Genomic DNA, 19,867 nt, shown 5'->3' on the forward strand with positions numbered 1-19,867 from the left:
CGGCCGGGAATTCGTGTCGTCAACCGCGGCGGCGGCACGCATTCTGGGCGCCGCAACCTCCGCCACCGCCACAGGGACTGCGCATGACCTCCTTCCCCATCCAGCCCGGATCCGCATCGTCGCGGGTCGATGCGGACGCCACCGATTCGCCGGCCTCGCCGGGTCGGCGTGGCTTCGTGACCCGCACGGCCCTGGCCGGTGCCGCGGCCTTGGCCCTGCCCGCCTGGAGCTTCGCGAAAGCGCCCGCCACACCCGGCGCGCATGCGCGGGACTGGGCCTGGCTGCAGGGCAACTGGGACGTGCGCCATCGGCGCTTGAAGGAGCGCTTGGCGGGCAGCCAGGACTGGCAGGACTTCGCCGGCAAGAGCGCGTGCTGGGCGACCTTGGACGGCCTGGGCACCATCGACGACAACCTAGTCGAGCTGCCCGGCGATCCCTACCGCGGCCTCGGTATCCGCGCCTACGACCGCGACTCGGGCCGGTGGTCGATCTGGTGGCTGGACGCGCGCAACCCGACCCACATCGATCCGCCGGTGCGCGGCGGCTTCACGGGCGATGGCGGCGAGTTCGTCGGCCACGACACGCTGCGCGGCAAGCCGATCGTGATGCGCTTCCGCTGGCACGACATCCACGGCCGACAGCCGTGGTGGGAGCAGGCGTTCTCGCCCGACGGCGGCGCCAGTTGGGAAACCAATTGGCGCAACTATTTCACCCGCACCGCCGCGCGGCCCTCGCCGCTGGACAAGCTGGCCGACGCGCCGCGCGATTTCGATTTCCTGGTCGGCGATTGGCAAGTCAGCCACCGCCGCCTGCGCCAGCGCCTGGTCGACAGCCAGGATTGGGACGAGTTCGGCGGCACCCTGCGCAATTGGCCGGTGCTGGGCGGCTACGGCAACGTCGGCGACAACGTCTTCGAGTTCCCGACCGGCACGGTGCGCGGCGTCGGCCTGCGTTCCTACGATGCGAAAACCAAGCAATGGCTGAGCTGGTGGCTGGACGGCCGCACGCCGACCTCGATCGCGCCGCCCGTGCGCGGCGGCTTCGACGCGCAGGGCCTGGGCACTTTCATCGGCGACGATAGTCTCGATGGCAAGCCGATCCGTACCCGCGTGTTGTGGTCGCGCATCACCGCGCGCTCGGCGCGCTGGGAGCAGGCATGCTCCAACGACGGTGGCGCCAGCTGGGAAACCAATTGGATCAGCGATTTCGTGCGCAAGGCCTAGGGGTGCGATCGATGGGCTTGGACATCGCCGCGAAACACCTGCTTCGCCCTGCCGCGATCTGCTGGCTGATGCTGGCCGCCGGCGCAAGCGATGCGAGTTCGCCTGCCGCGGCGGGCGAAGCATCGAAGCCCTCGATCGAGATCCTCGATACGCCGGCCGTGTTCGCGCCCGGCATCGCCTCCACGCGCTACGCGGAGATCCGCCTTACCCTCAGCCCCGACGGCCGCACCGCGCTGTGGTTCAGCCGCGACCGGCCCGGCGGCGCGGGCGGTTACGACATCTGGATCTCGCGCCGCGGCGAACAGGGCTGGAGCGAGGCGACGCCGGTGCCGTTCAACTCGCCGGGTCGCGATTTCGATCCCGCGTTCTCCGCCGACGGCCGCAGCGTCTATTTCTGTTCGGACCGCCCCGGCGGCCTGGGCGCGGACGATTTGTGGCGGGTCGCGGTCGTCGCCACCGGCTTCGGCGAGCCCGAGCCTCTGGGCGCGGCGGTGAACAGCCCGGGCAAGGAGTACGCACCCATGCTCTCGGCCGACGGCCGGCGCCTGCTGTTTGCCAGCGACCGCCCCGGCGGCGCCGGCGGACTCGACCTCTACGTCGCGCGGCGGCGCGGCGACGGCTTCGACGACGCACAACGCCTGAGCGGAGGCATCAACACCTCGGCCCACAATTTCGACGCCAGCTATCTCGCCAACGATGCCAGCATCGTCTACTCGCGCGCGCAGGACTTCCGCACCGATCGGGTCGACCTCTATCTGGCGAGGCCCCACGGCAAGGGCTACGATGCGGGCCAGTTGCTGCCGCTGAGCGTGAACAGCCGCGAGACCGATAGCTACGGCCCGATGCTGGACTGGTCGCAGCGCGATCGTCTGCTCTACTCGGCCCAACGCGACGGCGCGCAGAGCATGGAGCTGTATCTGGTTCGCTATCGGCTGCCTGCATGGGACGCCGATGCGGCGCGCAAACACGCGGCGGGCGACGACCCCAGCCCGTAGCTCGAACGCAACGGCTGCCATCGCCGCGCACACAGGAGTTTTCGCCAGGATGGACACCGTCATCTGCGTCTTGCTCTGGATCGGCGCGATCGGCTGCGGCCTGCTCGGCGGCCTGTTCTTCGCCTTCTCGGTGTTCATCATGAGCGCGCTGGGCAGCATCGCCCCCGACGCCGGCATCGCCGCGATGAACGCGATCAACCGCGTCATCCTGCGTTCGCTGTTCATGCCGGTGTTCTGGCTCACCACGTTCGCGGGCCTGGCACTGGCTGGCATCGGGATCGTGCATGCAAGCGCGCCCGGCGCCTTGGCCATGCTCGTCGGCGGCGTCGCACACGTGCTGGGCATGTTCGTATGCACGGTCGCGTTCAACGTGCCGCTCAACAACGCCCTGGCCGCGGTCGACCAGGGCGGCGAAGCCACGCTGCCGGTCTGGCAGCGTTACCTGCGCGATTGGACGCGCGGGAATCACGTGCGCACGCTGGCGTGCACGCTCGCCAGCGCGCTATTCGTGCTGGCCTTGCTGCAACGCGCCGCGCCGGGCTAGCGGGGCGGCGAGTCGGCTTGGCGCGCCGGAGGGCCGCATCGCATACTCCGACCGTCGCTAAGGAGCCTCGATGCGCATCCGCATAAGCTGGCGTTGGTTCGCCTGGGGCCTGCTGGCCTTGCTGGCGCTGGTCGTCAGCGGTGTGCTGCTGGCCGACCGTCTGACCCCGCCCGCGACGGGCGCGCCCAGCGCCCACCTGCCCTTGCGCGCGGCGCAGACCACGATCGACCGCGAACTCGCGCCGCGCCTGGCCGCGCATCCGGGCAAGACCGGCGTGCTGATGATCCCGGGCGGCCTGGAGGCTTTCGCCGCGCGCGCGACCAGCGCGCGCGCCAGCGGCCGCAGCCTGGATCTGCAGTACTACATGTGGCACGACGACCTGGTCGGCGGCTTGCTGGGCCGCGAACTCTACGCGGCGGCCGAGCGCGGCGTGCGCGTGCGTCTGCTGCTGGACGACATCAACGCCAAGGGCCTGGACCCGGCGCTGATGGTGCTGGACGCGCACCCAAATATCGAGATTCGCCTCTACAACCCCTTCCGCAACCGCGAGGGACTGTGGCGTTTGCTGGAAATGGTGCAGCGCGTTTTCAGCATCAATCACCGCATGCACAACAAGGCCTGGATCGCCGACGGCCGAGTCGCCGTGGTCGGCGGCCGCAACGTCGGCGACGAGTACTTCGACGCCCACCAGGAAGTGAATTTCCGCGACCTCGACCTGCTGCTGGCCGGCCCGGCGGTCGCCGACGCCAGCGCCATCTTCGATCGCTACTGGAACAGCCCCGCGGTAGTGCCGATCGCCGCACTCAGCGACAAGAAGCCGGCTGAGCTGAAGGCTTACATCGCCCGGATCGACGACGATGCCAAGGGCGACGAAGCCAAGCGCTATCTGCAACGCGTCTCCGATTCGCTGGACCAAAACCTGCCCTGGGACACCGGCATGCACTGGAGCGAAGGCGTGCGGGTAGTGTCGGATCCCGCACAGAAGCGCGGCGACGGCGGCGACGACTGGCTGGTGACCCAACTGATCGCCAAGCTCGCCACCACCCAGCACGAAGCCTTGCTGATCTCGCCCTACTTCGTGCCCGGCGAGGAAGGCAGCGACGGCCTGGTCGGCCTGGTGCGCAAGGGCGCCCAGGTCGGCGTGGTGACCAACTCCCTGGCCGCGAACGATGTCCCGGCCGTGCACAGCGGCTATGCGCGCTACCGCGAGCGCCTGCTGGCGGGCGGCGTGCGCCTGTACGAGATCCGCCGCAGCGGCCCCAGCGCCGCCGCCGGCCTGTTCGGCAGCAGCGGCGCCAGCCTGCATACCAAGGCCTTCGTGGTCGACGGCGCGCGCGGCTTCGTCGGCTCGTTCAACCTCGACCCGCGTTCGGCCGAGCTCAACACCGAGATGGGTGTGCTGTTCGAGGACGCGACGCTGGCCGCGTCCTTGCGCCGCGAGTACGAACGCCTGGCCGCGCCGGCGCTGAGCTATCGGGTGACCCTGGACGACGGCCGCCTGTGCTGGCTGGACGAGACCAGCCGCCCGCCGCGCTTGCTCGACCGCGAGCCGGACGCCGGCCTCATGCGCCGCGCCACCGCGCGCGTACTGGGCTGGCTGCCGATCGAATCGCAGTTGTAGGCGGCGAGGTGCTCGCGCTTGGCCGCCCCCGCTCGAATCGGCACCGGCGCCGCGCATTAAAGAGTTGCCTTTCGGCCGGTCCTACCCGGAAATAGGGAGCCGGACACAGCTGGCCCCGGTCGCAGGAGAGCCGCATGGATTCAACCCATTTGTTCGAGCTGGTGATCGTGATGTTCCTGGCGATCATCGCGCTGCACTACGTGGCCGACAGGCTGGGCCTGCCGCCGTCGGTGGGTCTGCTCGCCGGCGGCGCGGCGCTGGCCTTCCTGCCCGGTCTGCCCGCCATCAGCGTCGATCCCGAACTGGTGCTGGTCATTTTCCTGCCGCCGCTGCTGATGGACGGCGCCTGGTCCATCGCCCTGACCCGGCTGCGCCGCCATCTGATCGGCATCGGCTCGATGGCGGTGGGCGCGGTGTTGTTCACCTGCGTGGTCGTGGCCGTGGTGACTCACTGGCTGATTCCATCGCTGCCCTGGGCCGCCTGCGCGGCGCTGGGGGCGATCGTGTCGCCGCCCGACGCCGTGTCCGCGCGCTCGGTGCTGCAACGGGTGAAGCTGCCGCGCCGCCTGCAGATCCTGCTGGAGGGCGAAAGCCTGCTCAACGACGCCAGCGGCCTGGTGCTGTTCCGCTTCGCGATCGCGGCCGGCGTCACCGGCGCCTTCAGTGCGAGCGAGGCGGTCGGCAGCTTCTTTCTGCTGGCGCTGGGAGGCGTGGCGGTCGGCACCCTGGTCGGCCTGCTCTGGGTCAAGCTGGTGCGCCGCCTGGGCGACGAATACCTGATCATCGCGACCACCGCGCTGCTGGGATGGATCGCCTACCTGCTCGGCGAAATGCTGCACGTGTCCGGCGTCATCGCCACGGTGACCGCGGGACTGATCGCGAGTTGGAACTCCAGCATCATCCTCTCGGCCTCGACGCGCATGCGCGGCACTTCGTTCTGGACCGTGCTGGTGTTCCTGATGGAGGCCTCGGTCTTCATCCTGATCGGGCTGTCGCTGCGCGGCGTGGTCGAACGCGGCGGCGGTTTCGGCGTGGTGGCCGCGACGATGGGATGGCACATCCTCGGGGTGATCGCCGCGCTCACCATCGCGCGCTTCGTCTGGGTGTTCGGCTCCGATCTGATCATCAAGCTCTGCAACGCGCTGGGACTCAAGCGTTACCAGCCCATCGGCGCGCGCGGCTCGACGGTACTGAGCTGGGCCGGCGTCCGCGGCGTGGTCACCCTGGCCCTGGCGCTGAGCGTGCCGGAAGGCTTCCCGGGCCGCGACTTCATCCTGGTCACCTCGTTCGCCGTCATCCTGGGCACCGTCCTGTTGCAGGGCATGACCCTGGGCCGCGTGATCGCATGGGCGCGCCTGACCGAGCCGGAAACCGAGAAGCCGCGTCTGACCATGAGCCAGGCCGAAGCCGCGATGGCGCAGGCGCAGTTCGCGACCGTGCGCGCCCTGGCCTACGACAGCGCCGGCGAACTCATCCACCCCAAGCTGCTGGCGCAATACGAACGCAAGTCGGTGGCGATCGTCGACTACGCCGCTCGCACCGAGCACTACACGCCGCTGCTGCACGCCCACTTCGACGTCGTCCTGGAAGCCGTGGCCAGCGGCCGCCGCGAACTGATCCGCCTGCACCGCGCCGGCGATATCGACGACGCGACCTTGCGCGAGCTGGAACGGGATCTGGATCTGGAAGAGCTGAGCGCGATTTCGGCCAAGGCGTAAGCGCGGTAGTCACGTCGGGGCAGGACGCGCCCGGCGTTTTTCCGTCGTCGACGGCAGCGGCGTCACCCCGAAGCCGGCGACCGCGCGCTTGTCGCGGTCGCTCGCTGGTGTCGGTTACAGCCGCGCGATGTGGAGCTGCCCGATCCGTGCGATTTCCGCGTCCTGCACCCCCGCTTCCGCCGCGAAGCCGGACCATTCGCGCACCGCCTCGCATACGCGGCTTATCGCTTTTTCCGCATTCGGGATCGAGAACCGGGCCGCCACGTTCAACAGATCCTCTTTGGTGATGGCGTCGAATTTGCCGTTGATGCTCATCAGGTGCTGCTGGGTCCACTCGCCGCTCGGGTTGTAGGCGAATGTCACATCGTAGGCCGGGGTCGGCTCCCAGGCCCCGCCTTCGCGCAGCATGAAGGCGTGATTCTTCGTGTGGTCGTCGTGGTTCTTCGCCACCACGTTGAACGTCATCCTGGCGAACAGCTGGGTCAGCGCCTCGGGGGCCAGCCCCAGTTGCGTGGCCACCATGAACAACTGCTCGTAAGCATGCGTGCCGCGCTGTTTGTAGTTGAGGTGTTGCAAGGCGCACAGCGTCTGCACGTGCACCTTGTCGTTGCCCTCGCGGTCGAAGCGCTTGGTCATGAAGTGCCGTCGGCCGTTCTCCTGCAGCAGGCGGCAGGGGCTCATGACGATGCCGGCGTGCGTCGCCATGAGGTAGTAGGCGTACTCGATTCGTCCGTAGTCCTGGCTGGATCCCAGCTCCAGATCCTTGCCGACCCCATCGAACTTCAGCAGCCAATGCTCCCAACCCGGATCCACGTCGAACTGGCCGCTGCGGATTTCGTTGGTTTGCGGATGCCAGGCGATCACCGCCTTGGCGCGCGCGCCGCCGGCCGAGGTGCCCACGCGGATGATGTTGGCAAGCGCCGCCTGCGCGGCTTCGTCGTCGCTGAGATCCGCATGGATGGCACGGCGCGCTTCTTCCACCAGACTCTTCATCGCCAGCGGTTTCTTGGACTCCCTGGCCGAACCGCGCGCCGGCCGGAACTCGATCGCGCCCATGCCGCGCTTGCCCATGTACGCAAGGCGATCCAGGGTGGTCACGTCCTGCTTGGCGACGCCGTGGCTGGCCATCCACGCGTCGATCAACTGGTTGCCGAAGTCGTCGGGCAGGGCATCGGCGAGCAGGCCCGGCAAGCCCTTGTAGGCCTCGCGATCCAGACTGGGGAATGTATGGATGCCGGGTCCAGGGGTGGGCATCGTCAGCGGCGCCAGCTGGATCCCGCGGCGCGCCCAGGCCGGGTCGTATTCGAAGGCGTAGGACGCATACGTCGGATCCGCCGCGACCGCGCCGACGCGCTTGCCCCATACGCGCACTTCGACGACGACCAGCGGTGCGGCGTTCATGAGCGCCGCCTCGGCGCTCGCTTGGGCTGGGCCTGGCGGGTGCGCAGCAAAGCCATGGGGCTGATCGTCGGTGCCGGCGCCAGCGCGTCCAGGGACGACAAGGCATCCAATGCCTTCAGAACGCTGACGTAGGTAATCAACGATGAGCCATTGCCACGCTCGAGGTCGCCCAGCGCGCGCGGCGATACGCCGGCCCGGCTGGCCAGCTCCGCCTGGGTGAGCGCCTTACCGATGCGCAGCCGGCTGATCCGCCCCCCGAGCGCTGAGAGGAGTTCTTGCGGCGTATTGAATGCGGCAGACATAACTAGCGCTTTCTCGCCAAATGGGTAGCTCGAAGCCTACCACAAGGCGGAAATCCGCTAGTTAAATACATATCAATCAAATAGCACTATTCCGCCGAATAAGGCGGAGATATCGCTAAATAGGCAGAAAAGCGCTAGTTAACTGGCTACGCCCTGAAGAGCGCCTAGCGCAGCCGTACGCTCATCCTCGCAAGCCTCATCTACCCGGACCGCCCCGACTGGCGCGGTCGCGGCTCATTCCACCGTCACCGACTTGGCCAGATTGCGCGGCTTGTCGACGTCGGTGCCGCGCGCCAGCGCGGCGTGGTAAGCCAGCAGTTGCACCGGGATCGCGTGCACCACCGGCGACAGCACGCCGACGTTGCGCGGGGCGCGGATCACGTGCACGCCCTCGGAGGGGCCGAACTGGCTGTCCTCGTCGGTGAACACGAACAGCTCGCCGCCGCGCGCGCGCACTTCCTGCATGTTCGACTTCACCTTCTCCAGCAGGCCGTCCTTGGGCGCGATCACCACCACCGGCATGGCCGCGTCGACCAGCGCCAGCGGGCCGTGCTTGAGCTCGCCGGCCGGGTAGGCTTCGGCGTGGATGTAGGAGATTTCCTTGAGCTTGAGCGCGCCTTCCAGCGCGATCGGGTAGTGCACGCCGCGCCCCAGGAACAGCGCGTGCTGCTTGGGCGCGAAGCGCTCGGCCCAAGCGGTGATCTGCGGTTCCAGATTCAGGGCGTGCTGCACGCTGCCGGGCAGGTAGCGCAGTGCGTCGATGAACTCGGCTTCCTGCGCGGCGTCCAGACGGCCCTGCAGCTTGGCCACGGTTGCGGTCAGGATGAACAGCGCCACCAACTGAGTGGTGAAGGCCTTGGTCGAGGCCACGCCGATCTCGGCGCCGGCGCGGGTGTAGTAGACCAGTTTGCTGGCGCGCGGAATCGCGCTCTCTGGCACGTTGCAGATCGACAGGGTGCGCTCGTGGCCCAGCGACTTGGCGTACTTCAGGGCCTCCATCGTGTCCAGGGTTTCGCCCGACTGCGAGATCGTCACGATCAACTGCTTCGGGTTGGCAACCGCCTTGCGGTAACGGTACTCGCTGGCGACCTCGACCTGACAGGGCAGGCCGGCGATGGCTTCGATCCAGTAACGCGCGGTCAGGCCGGCGTAATAGCTGGTGCCGCAGGCCAGGATCTGCACGCCTTCGATATCGCGCAACACGGCTTCGGCGTCGCGGCCGAACAGCGCCGGCAGGAACGCGCCGTCGTTCATGACCGCTTCGATGGTGTCGGCGATCGCACGCGGCTGCTCGTGGATCTCCTTCTGCATGAAGTGGCGGTAGGGGCCCAGTTCCAGCGAGGCCAGCGACACGTCCGACAGATGGACATCGCGCGCGGCCAGCTTGCCATGCTCGTCGTACACGTCGACGCCGTCGCGACGCACGTCGGCGGTATCGCCCTCTTCCAGGAAGATCACCTTGCGCGTGGCCTGGATGATCGCCGAAACGTCGCTGGCGACGAAGTTCTCGCCCTCGCCCAGGCCGACCAGCAGCGGACAGCCCATGCGCGCGGCGACCAGACGGCCGGGTTCGCGCTTGCTGACCACGGCGATCGCGTAGGCGCCGATCAGTTCGCGCACCGCGCTCTGTACCGCGAGCAGCAAATCCTTGCCCTGCGACTGATGGTGATGGATCAGATGGGCAATGACTTCGGTGTCGGTCTGCGACTCGAACGCGTAGCCGGCCGCGCGCAGGCGCTCGCGTTGCTCTTCGTGGTTTTCGATGATGCCGTTATGCACCACCGCCAGTTCGCCGAAGCTGATGTGCGGATGCGCATTGGCTTCGGTGACGCCGCCATGGGTGGCCCAACGGGTGTGGCCGATGCCGAGCGTGGCGTGGAAGCCCTCGGACTGTGCCGCGCCCTCCATTTCGGCGACGCGTCCGGTGCGGCGCACGCGGCGCACATCGGCGCCGTCGATCACCGCGATGCCGGCGGAATCGTAACCGCGGTACTCCAGCCGCTTAAGACCTTCGATCAGGACCGGTACCACATCGCGATCCGCGATCGCGCCGACGATTCCACACATGCTGCGAATGCTCCTGCTGGTGTCCGCCTAGTTTAACGGCGCGCGGCGGCACAACCGGCATGTCCGGTCTGTCCGGCGGACGCGGTGTCCGTCCGGACGGACACCCGGACACTGCGCGCCAGCCAATAAAATCAACAACTTGCGGTTGGCACGACTCGTGCATTGCATAACAGCAAAGACCTTTCGCCCACCCGCCGAGCCGAACACCGCATGAGCATCCGCGATACCGCCGCCCAGGACCGCCCCGTCGCCGCCACCGCCTCCGTCGCGAGCAAGCGCCGTCGCCCCTGGCTGCTGGCCGGCGCCGCCGGCGTCGGCACCATCGCGCTGGCGGCCTGGCTGCTGTCGGGCTGGAGCGCCAGCGGCCGTTCGGTCGACGCATCGCGGGTGCGCATCTCCGAGGTCAAGCGCGGCGACCTGGTGCGCGACATCTCCGCCGACGGCCGCGTGATCGCCGCCAACAGCCCCACCCTGTACGCGATCGCCGCGGGCACGGTGGTGTTGAAGGTGGTCGCCGGCGACGTGGTCAAGCAAGGCCAGGCGCTGGCCGAAATCGACAGCCCCGAACTGCGCAGCAAGCTGGCGCAGGAACAGGCGACCCTGGCCAGCCTGGAAGCCGAGGCCGGCCGCTCCGAGCTCGACGCCCAGCTGGCGCGCTCGAATGCGCGCAAGGCCTACGACCAGGCGCAGATCGAACGCACCGCCGCGATCCGCGATCTGGAACGCCAGCAGCGCGGCTTCGAAGGCGGCGCGGTGGCGCAGGTCGACGTGGCGCGCGCGCAGGACGAACTCAAGAAGGCCGACATCGGTCTGGCGCATGCGCGCCAGGACGCCGGCCTGCAAGGCCAGGGCGCCGGCCTGGACACGCGCAACAAGCGCCTGCTCGCCGACCGCCAGCGCGCGATCGTGATCGAGACCCAGCGCCAGGTCGACGCGCTGACCCTGCGCGCGCCCTTCGACGGCCAGGTCGGTCAGGTCCAGATCGCGCAGCGCGCCAACGTCGCCGCCAACGCGCCGGTGCTCAGCGTGGTCGATCTGGCCGTGTTCGAAGTCGAGATCAAGGTGCCGGAAAGCTTCGCCCGCGATCTGGGCATCGGCATGCCGGCGCAGATCACCAGCGGCGCCGGCGAACCTTACGCCGCGCAGGTTTCGGCGGTGTCGCCGGAAGTGGTGAACGGCGAAGTCACCAGCCGCCTGCGCTTCACCGGCAAGCAGCCCCCGGGCCTGCGCCAGAACCAGCGCCTGTCCGCCCGCATCGTGCTCGACACCCGCCGCAACGTGCTGATGGTCGAGCGCGGCCCCTTCCTCGAACAGTCCGGCGGCCGCTTCGCCTACGTGGTCGACGGCAGTCGCGCGGTGCGACGCCCGATCCAGGCCGGCGCCAGCAGCCTCAGCGCGGTCGAGATCGTTTCCGGCGTGCAACCGGGCGAGCGCGTGGTGGTATCCGGTAGCGACCAGTTCGATAACGCAGAAAGCATCCGCCTCTCAGGAGAATGATCATGAAAGCTTCCAACCGCACCCCAGTGTTCCCCTTCGACCTGCATTGGACCTCCGACGACCTGGCCGGCGCGATGCCGCTGCGCCTGAGCGAGCTGTTCGACTTCGACGCCGCGCGCGCCCAGGCCCAGCCCAGCGCCAACGTCGAAGCCCCGGTCCAGGCCTGGCGCCGCAACGGCTACCTGCGCAACGCCGCGCCGACCTCGTTCCGCGTTCGCTGATTCCTCTCCACCTTTTCACTCAGGACATACCGTCATGCTCGACATGCGCCAGGTCACCAAGGTTTACCGCACCGAACTCGTCGAAACCCACGCGCTGCGCTCGCTGGACCTGCATGTGCGCGAAGGCGAGTTCGTCGCGGTCACCGGCCCGTCGGGCTCGGGCAAGACCACCTTCCTCAACATCGCCGGCCTGCTGGAAACCTTCACCGGCGGCGAGTTCCGGCTCGACGGCGAGGACGTCAGCGGCATGTCCGACGACGCGCGTTCGCGCCTGCGCAACCGCAAGATCGGCTTCATCTTCCAAGGCTTCAACCTGATCCCCGACCTCAACCTGTTCGACAACGTCGACGTGCCGCTGCGCTACCGCGGCATGCCCGGCGCCGAACGCCGCCAGCGCATCGAAGACGCGCTCAGCCGGGTCGGCCTGGGCTCGCGCATGAAGCACTACCCGGCCGAGCTGTCGGGCGGCCAGCAACAGCGCGCCGCGATCGCGCGCGCGCTGGCCGGCAGCCCGCGCCTGCTGCTGGCCGACGAGCCCACCGGCAACCTCGACTCGCAGATGGCGCGCGGCGTGATGGAGCTGCTGGAGGAGATCAACGGCCAGGGCACCACCATCGTCATGGTCACCCACGATCCCGAGCTGGCCGCGCGCGCGCAGCGCAACGTGCACATCGTCGACGGCATGGCCACCGACTTCGCGGCCGTGCCCAGCCTGGTGCGCTCGCTGGCCAGCGACGACGCCGCCGCCACCACCGCCTGAGGACGTCGCGATGACCGCCAACTCCATGTTCGGCTACTACCTCGACCTGGCGTTCCGAAGCTTCCGCCGCAACAAGATGCTGACCGCGCTGATGGTGCTCGCCATCGCGCTCGGCATCGGCGCTAGCATGACCACGCTGACGGTGTTCTACGTGCTCTCCGGCGACCCCATCCCGAGCAAGAGCGATCGTCTGTTCTACGTGCAGATGGATCCGCGCACCAAGGACGGCTACACCCCGGGCGAGGATCCCTCGTTCCAGATGACCCGCTTCGATTCCGAAGCCCTGCTGCGCGCCAAGCGCGCCCAGCGCCAGGCGGTGATGACCGCCGGCTCGGCCAACATCGAGCCCGACCGCCAGGGCCTGACGCCCTTCATGTCCGACGCGCGTTTCACCTCCGCCGACCTGTTCGCCATGTTCGACGTGCCCTTCCTGCAGGGCGGCGCCTGGAAGGCCAGCGACGACGAGAACCGCGCGCGCGTGGCGGTGATCAGCAAGGAACTCAGCGAGAAGCTGTTCGGCGCCGGCCCCAGCGTCGGCAAGCCGATCCGGATCAACGAATCCGAGTTCCGCGTGGTCGGCGTGATCGACAACTGGCGTCCGACGCCGCGCTTCTACGACTTGAGCAACGAAAAGTTCGGCCGCGGCGAGCAGGTGTTCATTCCGTTCTCGACCTCGCTGGCCCTGCGCATGGGCAACAACGGCGATATGAACTGCTGGGGAGAGAACCGTAACGACGACCCCGAGGGCTCGCACGCGCTCAACGCGCCCTGCGCCTGGTTGCAGTATTGGGTGGAACTGGACTCGGCCGACAAGGCCAAGGACTACCTGGCCTATCTGGGCAACTACTCCGACGAGCAGCGCAGCGCCGGCCGCTTCGAGCGTCCGACCAACGTGCGCCTGTACAACGTGATGGACTGGCTGGACCACAACAAGGTCGTGCCCTCCGATGTGCGCCTGCAGACCTGGCTGGCGTTCGGCTTCCTGCTGGTGTGCCTGCTCAACACCGTCGGCCTGCTGCTGGCCAAGTTCCTGCGCCGCGCCAACGAGATCGGCGTGCGGCGCGCGCTCGGCGCCTCGCGGCGCGCGATCTTCGCCCAATGTCTGGTCGAAGCCGGCACCGTCGGCCTGGTCGGCGGCGTGATCGGCCTGGGCCTGGCGATGCTGGGCCTGTGGGCGGTGCGTCAGCAACCGGCCAGCTACGCCGAACTCGCCCATCTGGACCCGACCATGCTGGTCGCCACCTTTGTGATCGCGGTCGTCGCCAGCGTGCTGGCCGGCCTGTTGCCGGCCTGGCATGCCTGCCAGGTGACCCCGGCCATCCAGCTCAAGAGCCAGTGAGGCCCACCATGGACATCCGCCCCATCCTGACGACCCTGCGTCGCCACAAGACCGCCGCCGCGCTGATCGTGTTCGAGATCGCGTTGAGCTGCGCCATCATCTGCAACGCGGTGTTCCTGATCAGCAACCGTCTGGAACTGATGAACCGCACCAGCGGCCTGGCCGAAAACGAAATCGTGCGGGTGCAGCTGACCGGCATCAACAACAACGAGGACGCCCGCTCCGTCACCCAGGCCGATCTGGCCGCGCTGCGCGCACTGCCCGGGGTCAAGGCCGCCACCGTCAGCAACCAGGTCACGTTCGGCAATTCCTCCTGGAACAGCGGCGTGAGCGTGAAGCAGGATCAGCCGTTCCCGAACCTCAGCGCGACCACCTACTTCGGCGACGAGCAGTTGCTCGATACCCTGGGCCTGAACCTGATCGCCGGCCGTCGCTTCACCAACGACGAGTACATCAACTACGAGGACTTCGACAAACTGCCCGCCGACGCCGGCGTGCCGGCGGCGATCGTCACCAAGGTGGTCGCCGAGAAGCTGTTCCCGGGCGAGAACGCGGTCGGCAAGGTGTTCTACAGCTGGGGCCCGAAGCCGATCCGCATCGTCGGCGTGGTCGACCACCTCGCGCGTCCGAACAACCGCGGCGGCGCCGGCGAGTACGAGTACTCGATGATCTTCCCGATCCGGGTGACCTACGAGGTCGGCGGCAACTACCTGCTGCGCGTGGATCCCAGCCGCCGCGACGAGACCATGAAAGCGGCGATGGCGGCGCTGGAGAAAAGCGGGCCGACCCGAATCATCCTGGAGGACCAGAGCAAGACCCTGGAAACGATGCGCCGTGAGTTCTATCAGCAGGACCGTTCCATGGCCTGGCTGCTGGTCGCGGTGTGCATCGCCCTGCTGGTGGTGACCGCGCTGGGCATCGTCGGCCTGGCCAGCTTCTGGGTGCAGCAGCGGACCAAGCAGATCGGCGTGCGCCGCGCATTGGGCGCGACCCGCGGCCAGGTGCTGCGCTACTTCCAGACCGAAAACTTCCTGCTTGCCACGCTCGGCATCATGATCGGCATGGCGCTGGCCTACGGCATCAACATGGTGTTGATGAGCGCCTACGAACTGCCGCGACTGCCGGCGATCTACCTGCCGCTGGGCGCGGTCGCGCTGTGGGCGCTGGGCCAGATCGCGGTGTTCGGTCCGGCGCGCCGCGCCGCGGCGGTGCCGCCGGCGGTCGCGACCCGCTCGATCTGACGCGTTCGATTCGCAACGCGTGGCGCAGTTCCGGGCGCGCGCGCAACGCGCCCGCTAGTCTCTCCGAGTCGGTCCGCAAGCCCGTCCAGCCTCCGCGCTGGACGGGCCCGGACCGGGTCGTCTCGAAATCCGGTACGGAGCCCGCACTCATGTCCCCACGCAACGCCCCCTTGCACGCCCTCGCGCTCGCCCTGACCCTGGCCATCGGCGGCGTCCACGCCGCAACCGCCGCCCCCGCGGCGCCGGCGTCCAGCGCTACCAGCGCCGACGTCGCCGCCCGCACCCGCGCGCTCAACGCCCTGCTGGACGAGCAGTGGCAGACCTTCCTGCGCGAAGCGCCGGAGCAGGCCAGCTTCTTCGGAGACTATCGCTACAACGCCGGCTGGAGCGATTTCTCGCTCTCCGCCGTCGACAGCCAGACCCGCGATCTCGAAGCGCTGCTCAAGCGCTTCCGCGCGATCGACCCCGAAGGCCTGGCCGACGCCGACCGACTCAACCTGCAGCTGATGATCCGGCGCCTGGAAAGCGACCGCGAGTTCTACCGGCTCAAGCTGCACGAGATGCCGCTGGACCAGATGAACGGCATCCACCTGCTGCTGCCGATCATCGCCAGCGCGTTTCCGTTCAACGACGTCAAGCAGTACGACGAATACATCGTGCGCCTGCGCGCGATGCCCAAGCTGCTGGACCAGGTCACCGAGCGCGCGCGTCAGGGCGCCAAGGACGGCCTGATGCCGCCGCGCTACCTGTTGGAGAAAGTGGTCGCGCAATGCGACGGCATCGCCGACCCGGCCGGCGCCGACAACGTGTTCGCCCAGCCGCTGCAGAAATTCCCCGACAGCGTGCCGGCCGGCGAGCGCGAGCGCATCCGCAAGGCCCTGCTCGCCGCGGTCGACGAACAGGTGCGGCCGGCCTATCGCAAGCTGTCCGAATTCGTCGCCAAGGAATACGCGCCGCAGGGCCGCGAAACGCCGGGCCTGTGGTCGCTGCCCAAGGGCGAGGCGCTGTACGCCTACCAGATCCGCCAGCAGGCCTCGACCGACATGAGCGCCGAGCAGATCCACCAGCTCGGCCTGGCCGAAGTCGCGCGGATCGAGAAGACCCAGGCCGAGATCGCGCGCAAGCTCGGCTATGCCGACCTCAAGGCGATGCGCGCCGCGGTGCGCCAGGATCCCAAGCAACACGCGCAGTCGCGCGAGCAGATCCTGGAGCTGTACCGCAAGTACGTGACCCAGATGGAGCCGCGCCTGCCCGAGCTGTTCGGCCTGCTGCCCAAGACCGGCGTGGAAGTGCGCGCGATCGAACCGTACCGCGAGAAGTCCGCGTCCGCGGCCGGCTACATGCCCGGCACGCCCGACGGTTCCCGGCCGGGCATGATCATGATCAATACCAGCGCGCCGACCGAACGCCTGCTGCTGCCGATCGAGGCGATCGCCTACCACGAGGGCATTCCCGGCCATCACCTGCAGAACTCGATCACCCGCGCGCTGCCCGAGCTGCCGCCGTTCCGGCGCCTGATCGGCGAGACCGCCTACATCGAAGGCTGGGGCCTGTACTCCGAGCGCCTGGGCAAGGAACTGGGTTTCTATCAGGACCCGTACAGCGACTTCGGCCGACTCGCCCAGGAACTGGTGCGCGCCAACCGCTTGGTGCTGGACACCGGCGTGCACCACAAGCGTTGGACGCGCGAACAGATGGTGGCCTGGTACCGCGAGCATTCGGATTCGGACGAGCCCAACATCCAGGCCGAGGTCGATCGCTACATCGCCAACCCCGGCCAGGCGCTGGCCTACAAGATCGGCGAGCTGAAGATCGTCGAGCTGCGCGAGCGCGCGCAAACCGCGCTCGGCGATCGCTTCGACATCCGCGCCTTCCACGATCAGGTCCTGGGCGGCGGCGCCCTGCCGCTGGACGCGCTGGAGCAGCGCATCGACGGCTGGATCGCACGCACTCGCGCCACCGGCGCGGCCGCGCCATGATCGACGCGCCGTCTCGCGGTATCGGCGCGCGCGCGCCGCTGCCGCGCGGCGGCGCTGGCTATACTTCCGCCGGACCCGCGGCGACGTCGCGCACGCCGCCGCACCCTCAACGTTCCGGAGCCTTATGCGCACCGTCCTGGTGATCGACGACAACCCCGCGGTCGGCACCGCGCTGGACCTGCTGTTCGGCCTGCGCGAGATCCGCGTGCTCACCGCGCAATCGCCGGAGGACGGCCTGCAGGCGCTGGAACGCGAGCAGATCGGCCTGGTGATCCAGGACATGAACTTCAGCGCCGACACCACCTCGGGCGAGGAAGGCGTGGCCCTGTTCCGCGCCATCCGTGCGCGCCACCCCGACCTGCCGATCATCCTGCTCACCGCCTGGACCCACCTGGACATCGCGGTCGATCTGGCCAAGGCCGGCGCCGCCGACTACCTGGCCAAGCCCTGGGACGACCAGAAGCTGCTGGCCAGCGTCGAGAACCTGCTGGAGCTGTCGGCGAGCACGCGCGAAGTCGCGCGCCTGCACGACCAGCGCAAGCGCGCGCACCGCGAACTCGAATCGCGCTACGACCTGCGCGGCCTGGTGTTCGCCTCCGAGGCGCTGGCGCGCGTGGTCGAGCTGGCCGGGCATGTCGCGCGCGCCGACGTACCGGTGCTCATCACCGGCCCCAACGGCGCCGGCAAGGAGAAGATCGCCGAGATCGTGCAGGCCAATTCCTCGGTCAAGTCCGGCCCCTTCGTGACCCTCAACTGCGGCGCTCTGCCGTCGGAACTGATCGAGGCCGAATTGTTCGGCGCCGACGCCGGCGCCTACACCGGCGCCAGCAAGGCGCGCGAAGGCAAGTTCGAAGCCGCCGATGGCGGCACCCTGTTCCTGGACGAGATCGGCAACCTGCCGCTGGCCGGCCAGATGAAGCTGCTGCGCGTGCTCGAGACCGGGCGCTTCGAACGCCTGGGCTCCAACCGCGAGCGCCAGGTCAAGGTACGCGTGATCAGCGCCACCAACGCCGACCTGCCGGCGATGATCCGCGACGGTCGCTTCCGCGAAGACCTCTATTACCGCCTCAACACCATCGAGATTCACCTGCCCCCGCTGGGCGAACGTTCGGACGACGTGCTGCCGCTGGCGCGCAAGTTCCTGCGCGAACTCGCAGCCGACGGCCGCAAGCGCCTGAGCGAGGACGCCGAGCACGCTCTGGTCGCGCACGCCTGGCCGGGCAACGTGCGCGAGCTGCGCAACACCCTGCAGCGCGCGGTCCTGCTGGCGCGCGGCGACGACATCGGCGCCGCCGATCTGGGCCTGCCGGCGGCCAATGCGAGCGTCGCGGGCTCCGGCGGCGACGAGCCCGACCGCGCCAGCATCGAGGCGGCGCTGGAACGCGCCGGTGGCGTGCTCGCGCAGGCGGCGAGCGAACTGGGCCTGTCGCGTCAGGCCTTGTATCGCCGGCTCGACCGGCTCGGCATAAAACGGGACTGAGGAGAACGCGATGCGCTGGTTGCGCCATCTGCCCTTGAGCCTGAGCTTCAGCGCGATCGCGCTGGCTTACCTGATCGTAGGCACCGCCCTGACCACCTGGCTGGGCACCCTGCTGTCGCAGCGCTGGATGGCGCCGGCGCTGGCGGTAGCGCTGTTGCTGCCGCTGTTGGTCTACCACGTGCGCCGCGCGTTCGCGCCGATGAACTCGCTGTTCCGCGCGCTCGCCGGCAGCGTCGCCAGCTACCGCGACGGCGACTACAGCTTCGGCCTGTCATGGGCGGGCCGCGGCGAACTCGGCGAGCTGGTCGATAGCCATAACCTGCTCGGCGAGGCCCTGCGCGAACAGCGGCTGTCGCTGGTGCAGCGCGAACTGCTGCTGGACACGATGGTCCAGAACACGCCGGTGGCGATGCTGCTGGTCGATCCGAGCCGGCGCGTGGTCCACGCCAATCTGGCCGCCCGCAAAATGCTGGGCGAAGGCCGCCGGCTCGAAGGCCAGTCCTTCGATGACCTGCTCGCGCGCGCGCCCGAGCCCGTGCGCGAAGCTTTCGATCGCGGCGGCGACGGCATGTTCACCGTCGGCGACGAGGACAACGAGGACATCTATCACCTCGCCCGGCGCATGTTCCGCCTTAACGGCCGCCACCACGAGCTGGTGCTGCTGCGCCAGCTCACCGCCGAGCTGCGCCGGCAGGAAGTGCAGACCTGGAAGAAGGTGATCCGGGTGATCAGCCACGAGCTCAACAACTCGCTGGCGCCGATCGCCTCGCTCGCCCACTCCGGCGCCGAGCTGGTGCGGCGCGGCCAATACGACAAGCTGCCGACCGCGCTGACCACCATCGAGGAACGCGCGCGCCATCTGGAAGGTTTCATCCGCGATTACGCGCGCTTCGCCAAGCTGCCGGCGCCGCGCCTGGAGGCGGTGGAGTGGTCGCGTTTTCTGGCCCAGCTGCGCAGCCAGGTCGACTTCGTCTACGACGGCCGCGCGCGCGGTCAGGAAGGCATCGTCCATTTCGACGCCGCGCAGATGGAGCAGAGCCTGCTCAACTTGCTCAAGAACGCGCACGAGTCCGGCTCCAAGCCCGAGGAAGTGCGCCTGGTGCTGCGGCGCACGCCCGACGCCTGGCGCATCGACGTGCTCGACCGCGGCACCGGCATGAACGAGGCGGTGCTCGCGAACGCGCTGTTGCCGTTCTATTCGACCAAGCGCAACGGCACCGGCCTGGGCCTGGCCCTGGCGCGCGAAATCGCCGAAGCCCACGGCGGCCGCATCGCCCTGCTCAACCGCGAAGGCGGCGGCCTGTGCGTGTCGATGTTGATTCCGGATTGAGCGTGGTTTCGTCGCCTACGCCCCCATCCCTGCTTTTGAGTTCCCCCCTTTGAAAAAGGGGGGCTAGGGGGGATTTGCTTTTGCCTTGAACGAACCAGCAACAGCAACAGCAAATCCCCCCTAGCCCCCCTTTTTCAAAGGGGGAACTG

16 protein-coding genes are annotated in these 19,867 nt (G+C 68.6%); 13 read left to right on the forward strand and 3 right to left on the reverse strand.

What is annotated here, in order from left to right; translation table 11 throughout:
• Positions 1-83 precede the first annotated feature (83 nt).
• From ASE43_RS14345 to ASE43_RS14365, 5 genes are all read left to right on the forward strand, one after another.
• Entirely contained in the window at positions 84-1,223 is a 1,140-nt protein-coding gene (locus ASE43_RS14345; protein WP_235568757.1) for a hypothetical protein, read from the forward strand.
• Positions 1,224-1,234: 11 nt separating this feature from the next.
• Positions 1,235-2,218 carry a PD40 domain-containing protein gene (locus ASE43_RS14350; RefSeq protein WP_057160939.1) on the forward strand — a complete coding sequence of 328 codons (984 nt, stop codon included), beginning with the start codon at positions 1,235-1,237 and terminating at the stop codon, positions 2,216-2,218.
• Positions 2,219-2,267: 49 nt separating this feature from the next.
• A complete protein-coding gene (locus ASE43_RS14355) occupies positions 2,268-2,762 on the forward strand; it encodes an anthrone oxygenase family protein (RefSeq protein WP_057160940.1) in 495 nt (164 codons plus the stop codon).
• 70 nt (positions 2,763-2,832) lie between these two features.
• Positions 2,833-4,383 (forward strand): phospholipase D family protein, encoded by a 1,551-nt coding sequence (locus ASE43_RS14360; protein WP_057160941.1) that lies wholly within the window; start codon positions 2,833-2,835, stop codon positions 4,381-4,383.
• 134 nt (positions 4,384-4,517) lie between these two features.
• Complete coding sequence (locus ASE43_RS14365; RefSeq protein ID WP_057160942.1) at positions 4,518-6,101, forward strand: Na+/H+ antiporter; 1,584 nt, start codon at positions 4,518-4,520, stop codon at positions 6,099-6,101.
• Positions 6,102-6,215: 114 nt separating this feature from the next.
• Here the strand turns inward: ASE43_RS14365 and ASE43_RS14370 are convergent, their stop codons facing one another.
• The 3 genes from ASE43_RS14370 to glmS form a co-directional block, all read right to left on the reverse strand.
• Complete coding sequence (locus tag ASE43_RS14370; RefSeq protein ID WP_056180476.1) at positions 6,216-7,502, reverse strand: type II toxin-antitoxin system HipA family toxin; 1,287 nt, start codon at positions 7,500-7,502, stop codon at positions 6,216-6,218.
• Positions 7,499-7,804, reverse strand: coding sequence for a helix-turn-helix transcriptional regulator (locus tag ASE43_RS14375; RefSeq protein ID WP_057160943.1), 306 nt, complete (start codon positions 7,802-7,804; stop codon positions 7,499-7,501). Before ASE43_RS14375 ends, ASE43_RS14370 begins: the two co-directional genes overlap by 4 nt.
• Before the next feature lie 234 nt (positions 7,805-8,038).
• Complete coding sequence (gene glmS / locus ASE43_RS14380; RefSeq protein ID WP_056180480.1) at positions 8,039-9,871, reverse strand: glutamine--fructose-6-phosphate transaminase (isomerizing); 1,833 nt, start codon at positions 9,869-9,871, stop codon at positions 8,039-8,041.
• 210 nt (positions 9,872-10,081) lie between these two features.
• On the opposite strand from glmS, the gene ASE43_RS14385 reads away from it, so the two are divergent.
• From ASE43_RS14385 to ASE43_RS14420, 8 genes are all read left to right on the forward strand, one after another.
• The gene (locus tag ASE43_RS14385) at positions 10,082-11,368 is read left to right on the forward strand and encodes an HlyD family efflux transporter periplasmic adaptor subunit (RefSeq protein ID WP_057160944.1); all 1,287 of its coding nucleotides are present in this window, start codon (positions 10,082-10,084) and stop codon (positions 11,366-11,368) included.
• Positions 11,369-11,370: 2 nt separating this feature from the next.
• Positions 11,371-11,589, forward strand: a complete 219-nt coding sequence (locus ASE43_RS14390) for a hypothetical protein (RefSeq protein WP_157489464.1) — start codon at positions 11,371-11,373, stop codon at positions 11,587-11,589.
• 34 nt (positions 11,590-11,623) lie between these two features.
• Positions 11,624-12,349, forward strand: coding sequence for an ABC transporter ATP-binding protein (locus ASE43_RS14395; RefSeq protein WP_056180491.1), 726 nt, complete (start codon positions 11,624-11,626; stop codon positions 12,347-12,349).
• A gap of 25 nt (positions 12,350-12,374) precedes the next feature.
• Positions 12,375-13,688 carry an ABC transporter permease gene (locus ASE43_RS14400; RefSeq protein WP_056181257.1) on the forward strand — a complete coding sequence of 438 codons (1,314 nt, stop codon included), beginning with the start codon at positions 12,375-12,377 and terminating at the stop codon, positions 13,686-13,688.
• Positions 13,689-13,696: 8 nt separating this feature from the next.
• Positions 13,697-14,929: an FtsX-like permease family protein gene (locus ASE43_RS14405; protein ID WP_056180494.1), complete on the forward strand. Its 1,233-nt coding sequence runs from the start codon at positions 13,697-13,699 to the stop codon at positions 14,927-14,929.
• Between the two features lie 149 nt (positions 14,930-15,078).
• Positions 15,079-16,908 carry a DUF885 family protein gene (locus ASE43_RS14410; RefSeq protein WP_200956265.1) on the forward strand — a complete coding sequence of 610 codons (1,830 nt, stop codon included), beginning with the start codon at positions 15,079-15,081 and terminating at the stop codon, positions 16,906-16,908.
• A 124-nt stretch (positions 16,909-17,032) separates the two neighbouring features.
• Positions 17,033-18,388: a sigma-54 dependent transcriptional regulator gene (locus ASE43_RS14415; RefSeq protein ID WP_057160946.1), complete on the forward strand. Its 1,356-nt coding sequence runs from the start codon at positions 17,033-17,035 to the stop codon at positions 18,386-18,388.
• A gap of 10 nt (positions 18,389-18,398) precedes the next feature.
• Positions 18,399-19,718, forward strand: a complete 1,320-nt coding sequence (locus ASE43_RS14420) for an ATP-binding protein (RefSeq protein ID WP_056180500.1) — start codon at positions 18,399-18,401, stop codon at positions 19,716-19,718.
• The last annotated feature ends 149 nt before the right edge of the window (positions 19,719-19,867 follow it).

The sequence above is a fragment of the Lysobacter sp. Root983 genome (assembly GCF_001429345.1).
In the GTDB taxonomy this organism is placed as follows: domain Bacteria; phylum Pseudomonadota; class Gammaproteobacteria; order Xanthomonadales; family Xanthomonadaceae; genus Lysobacter.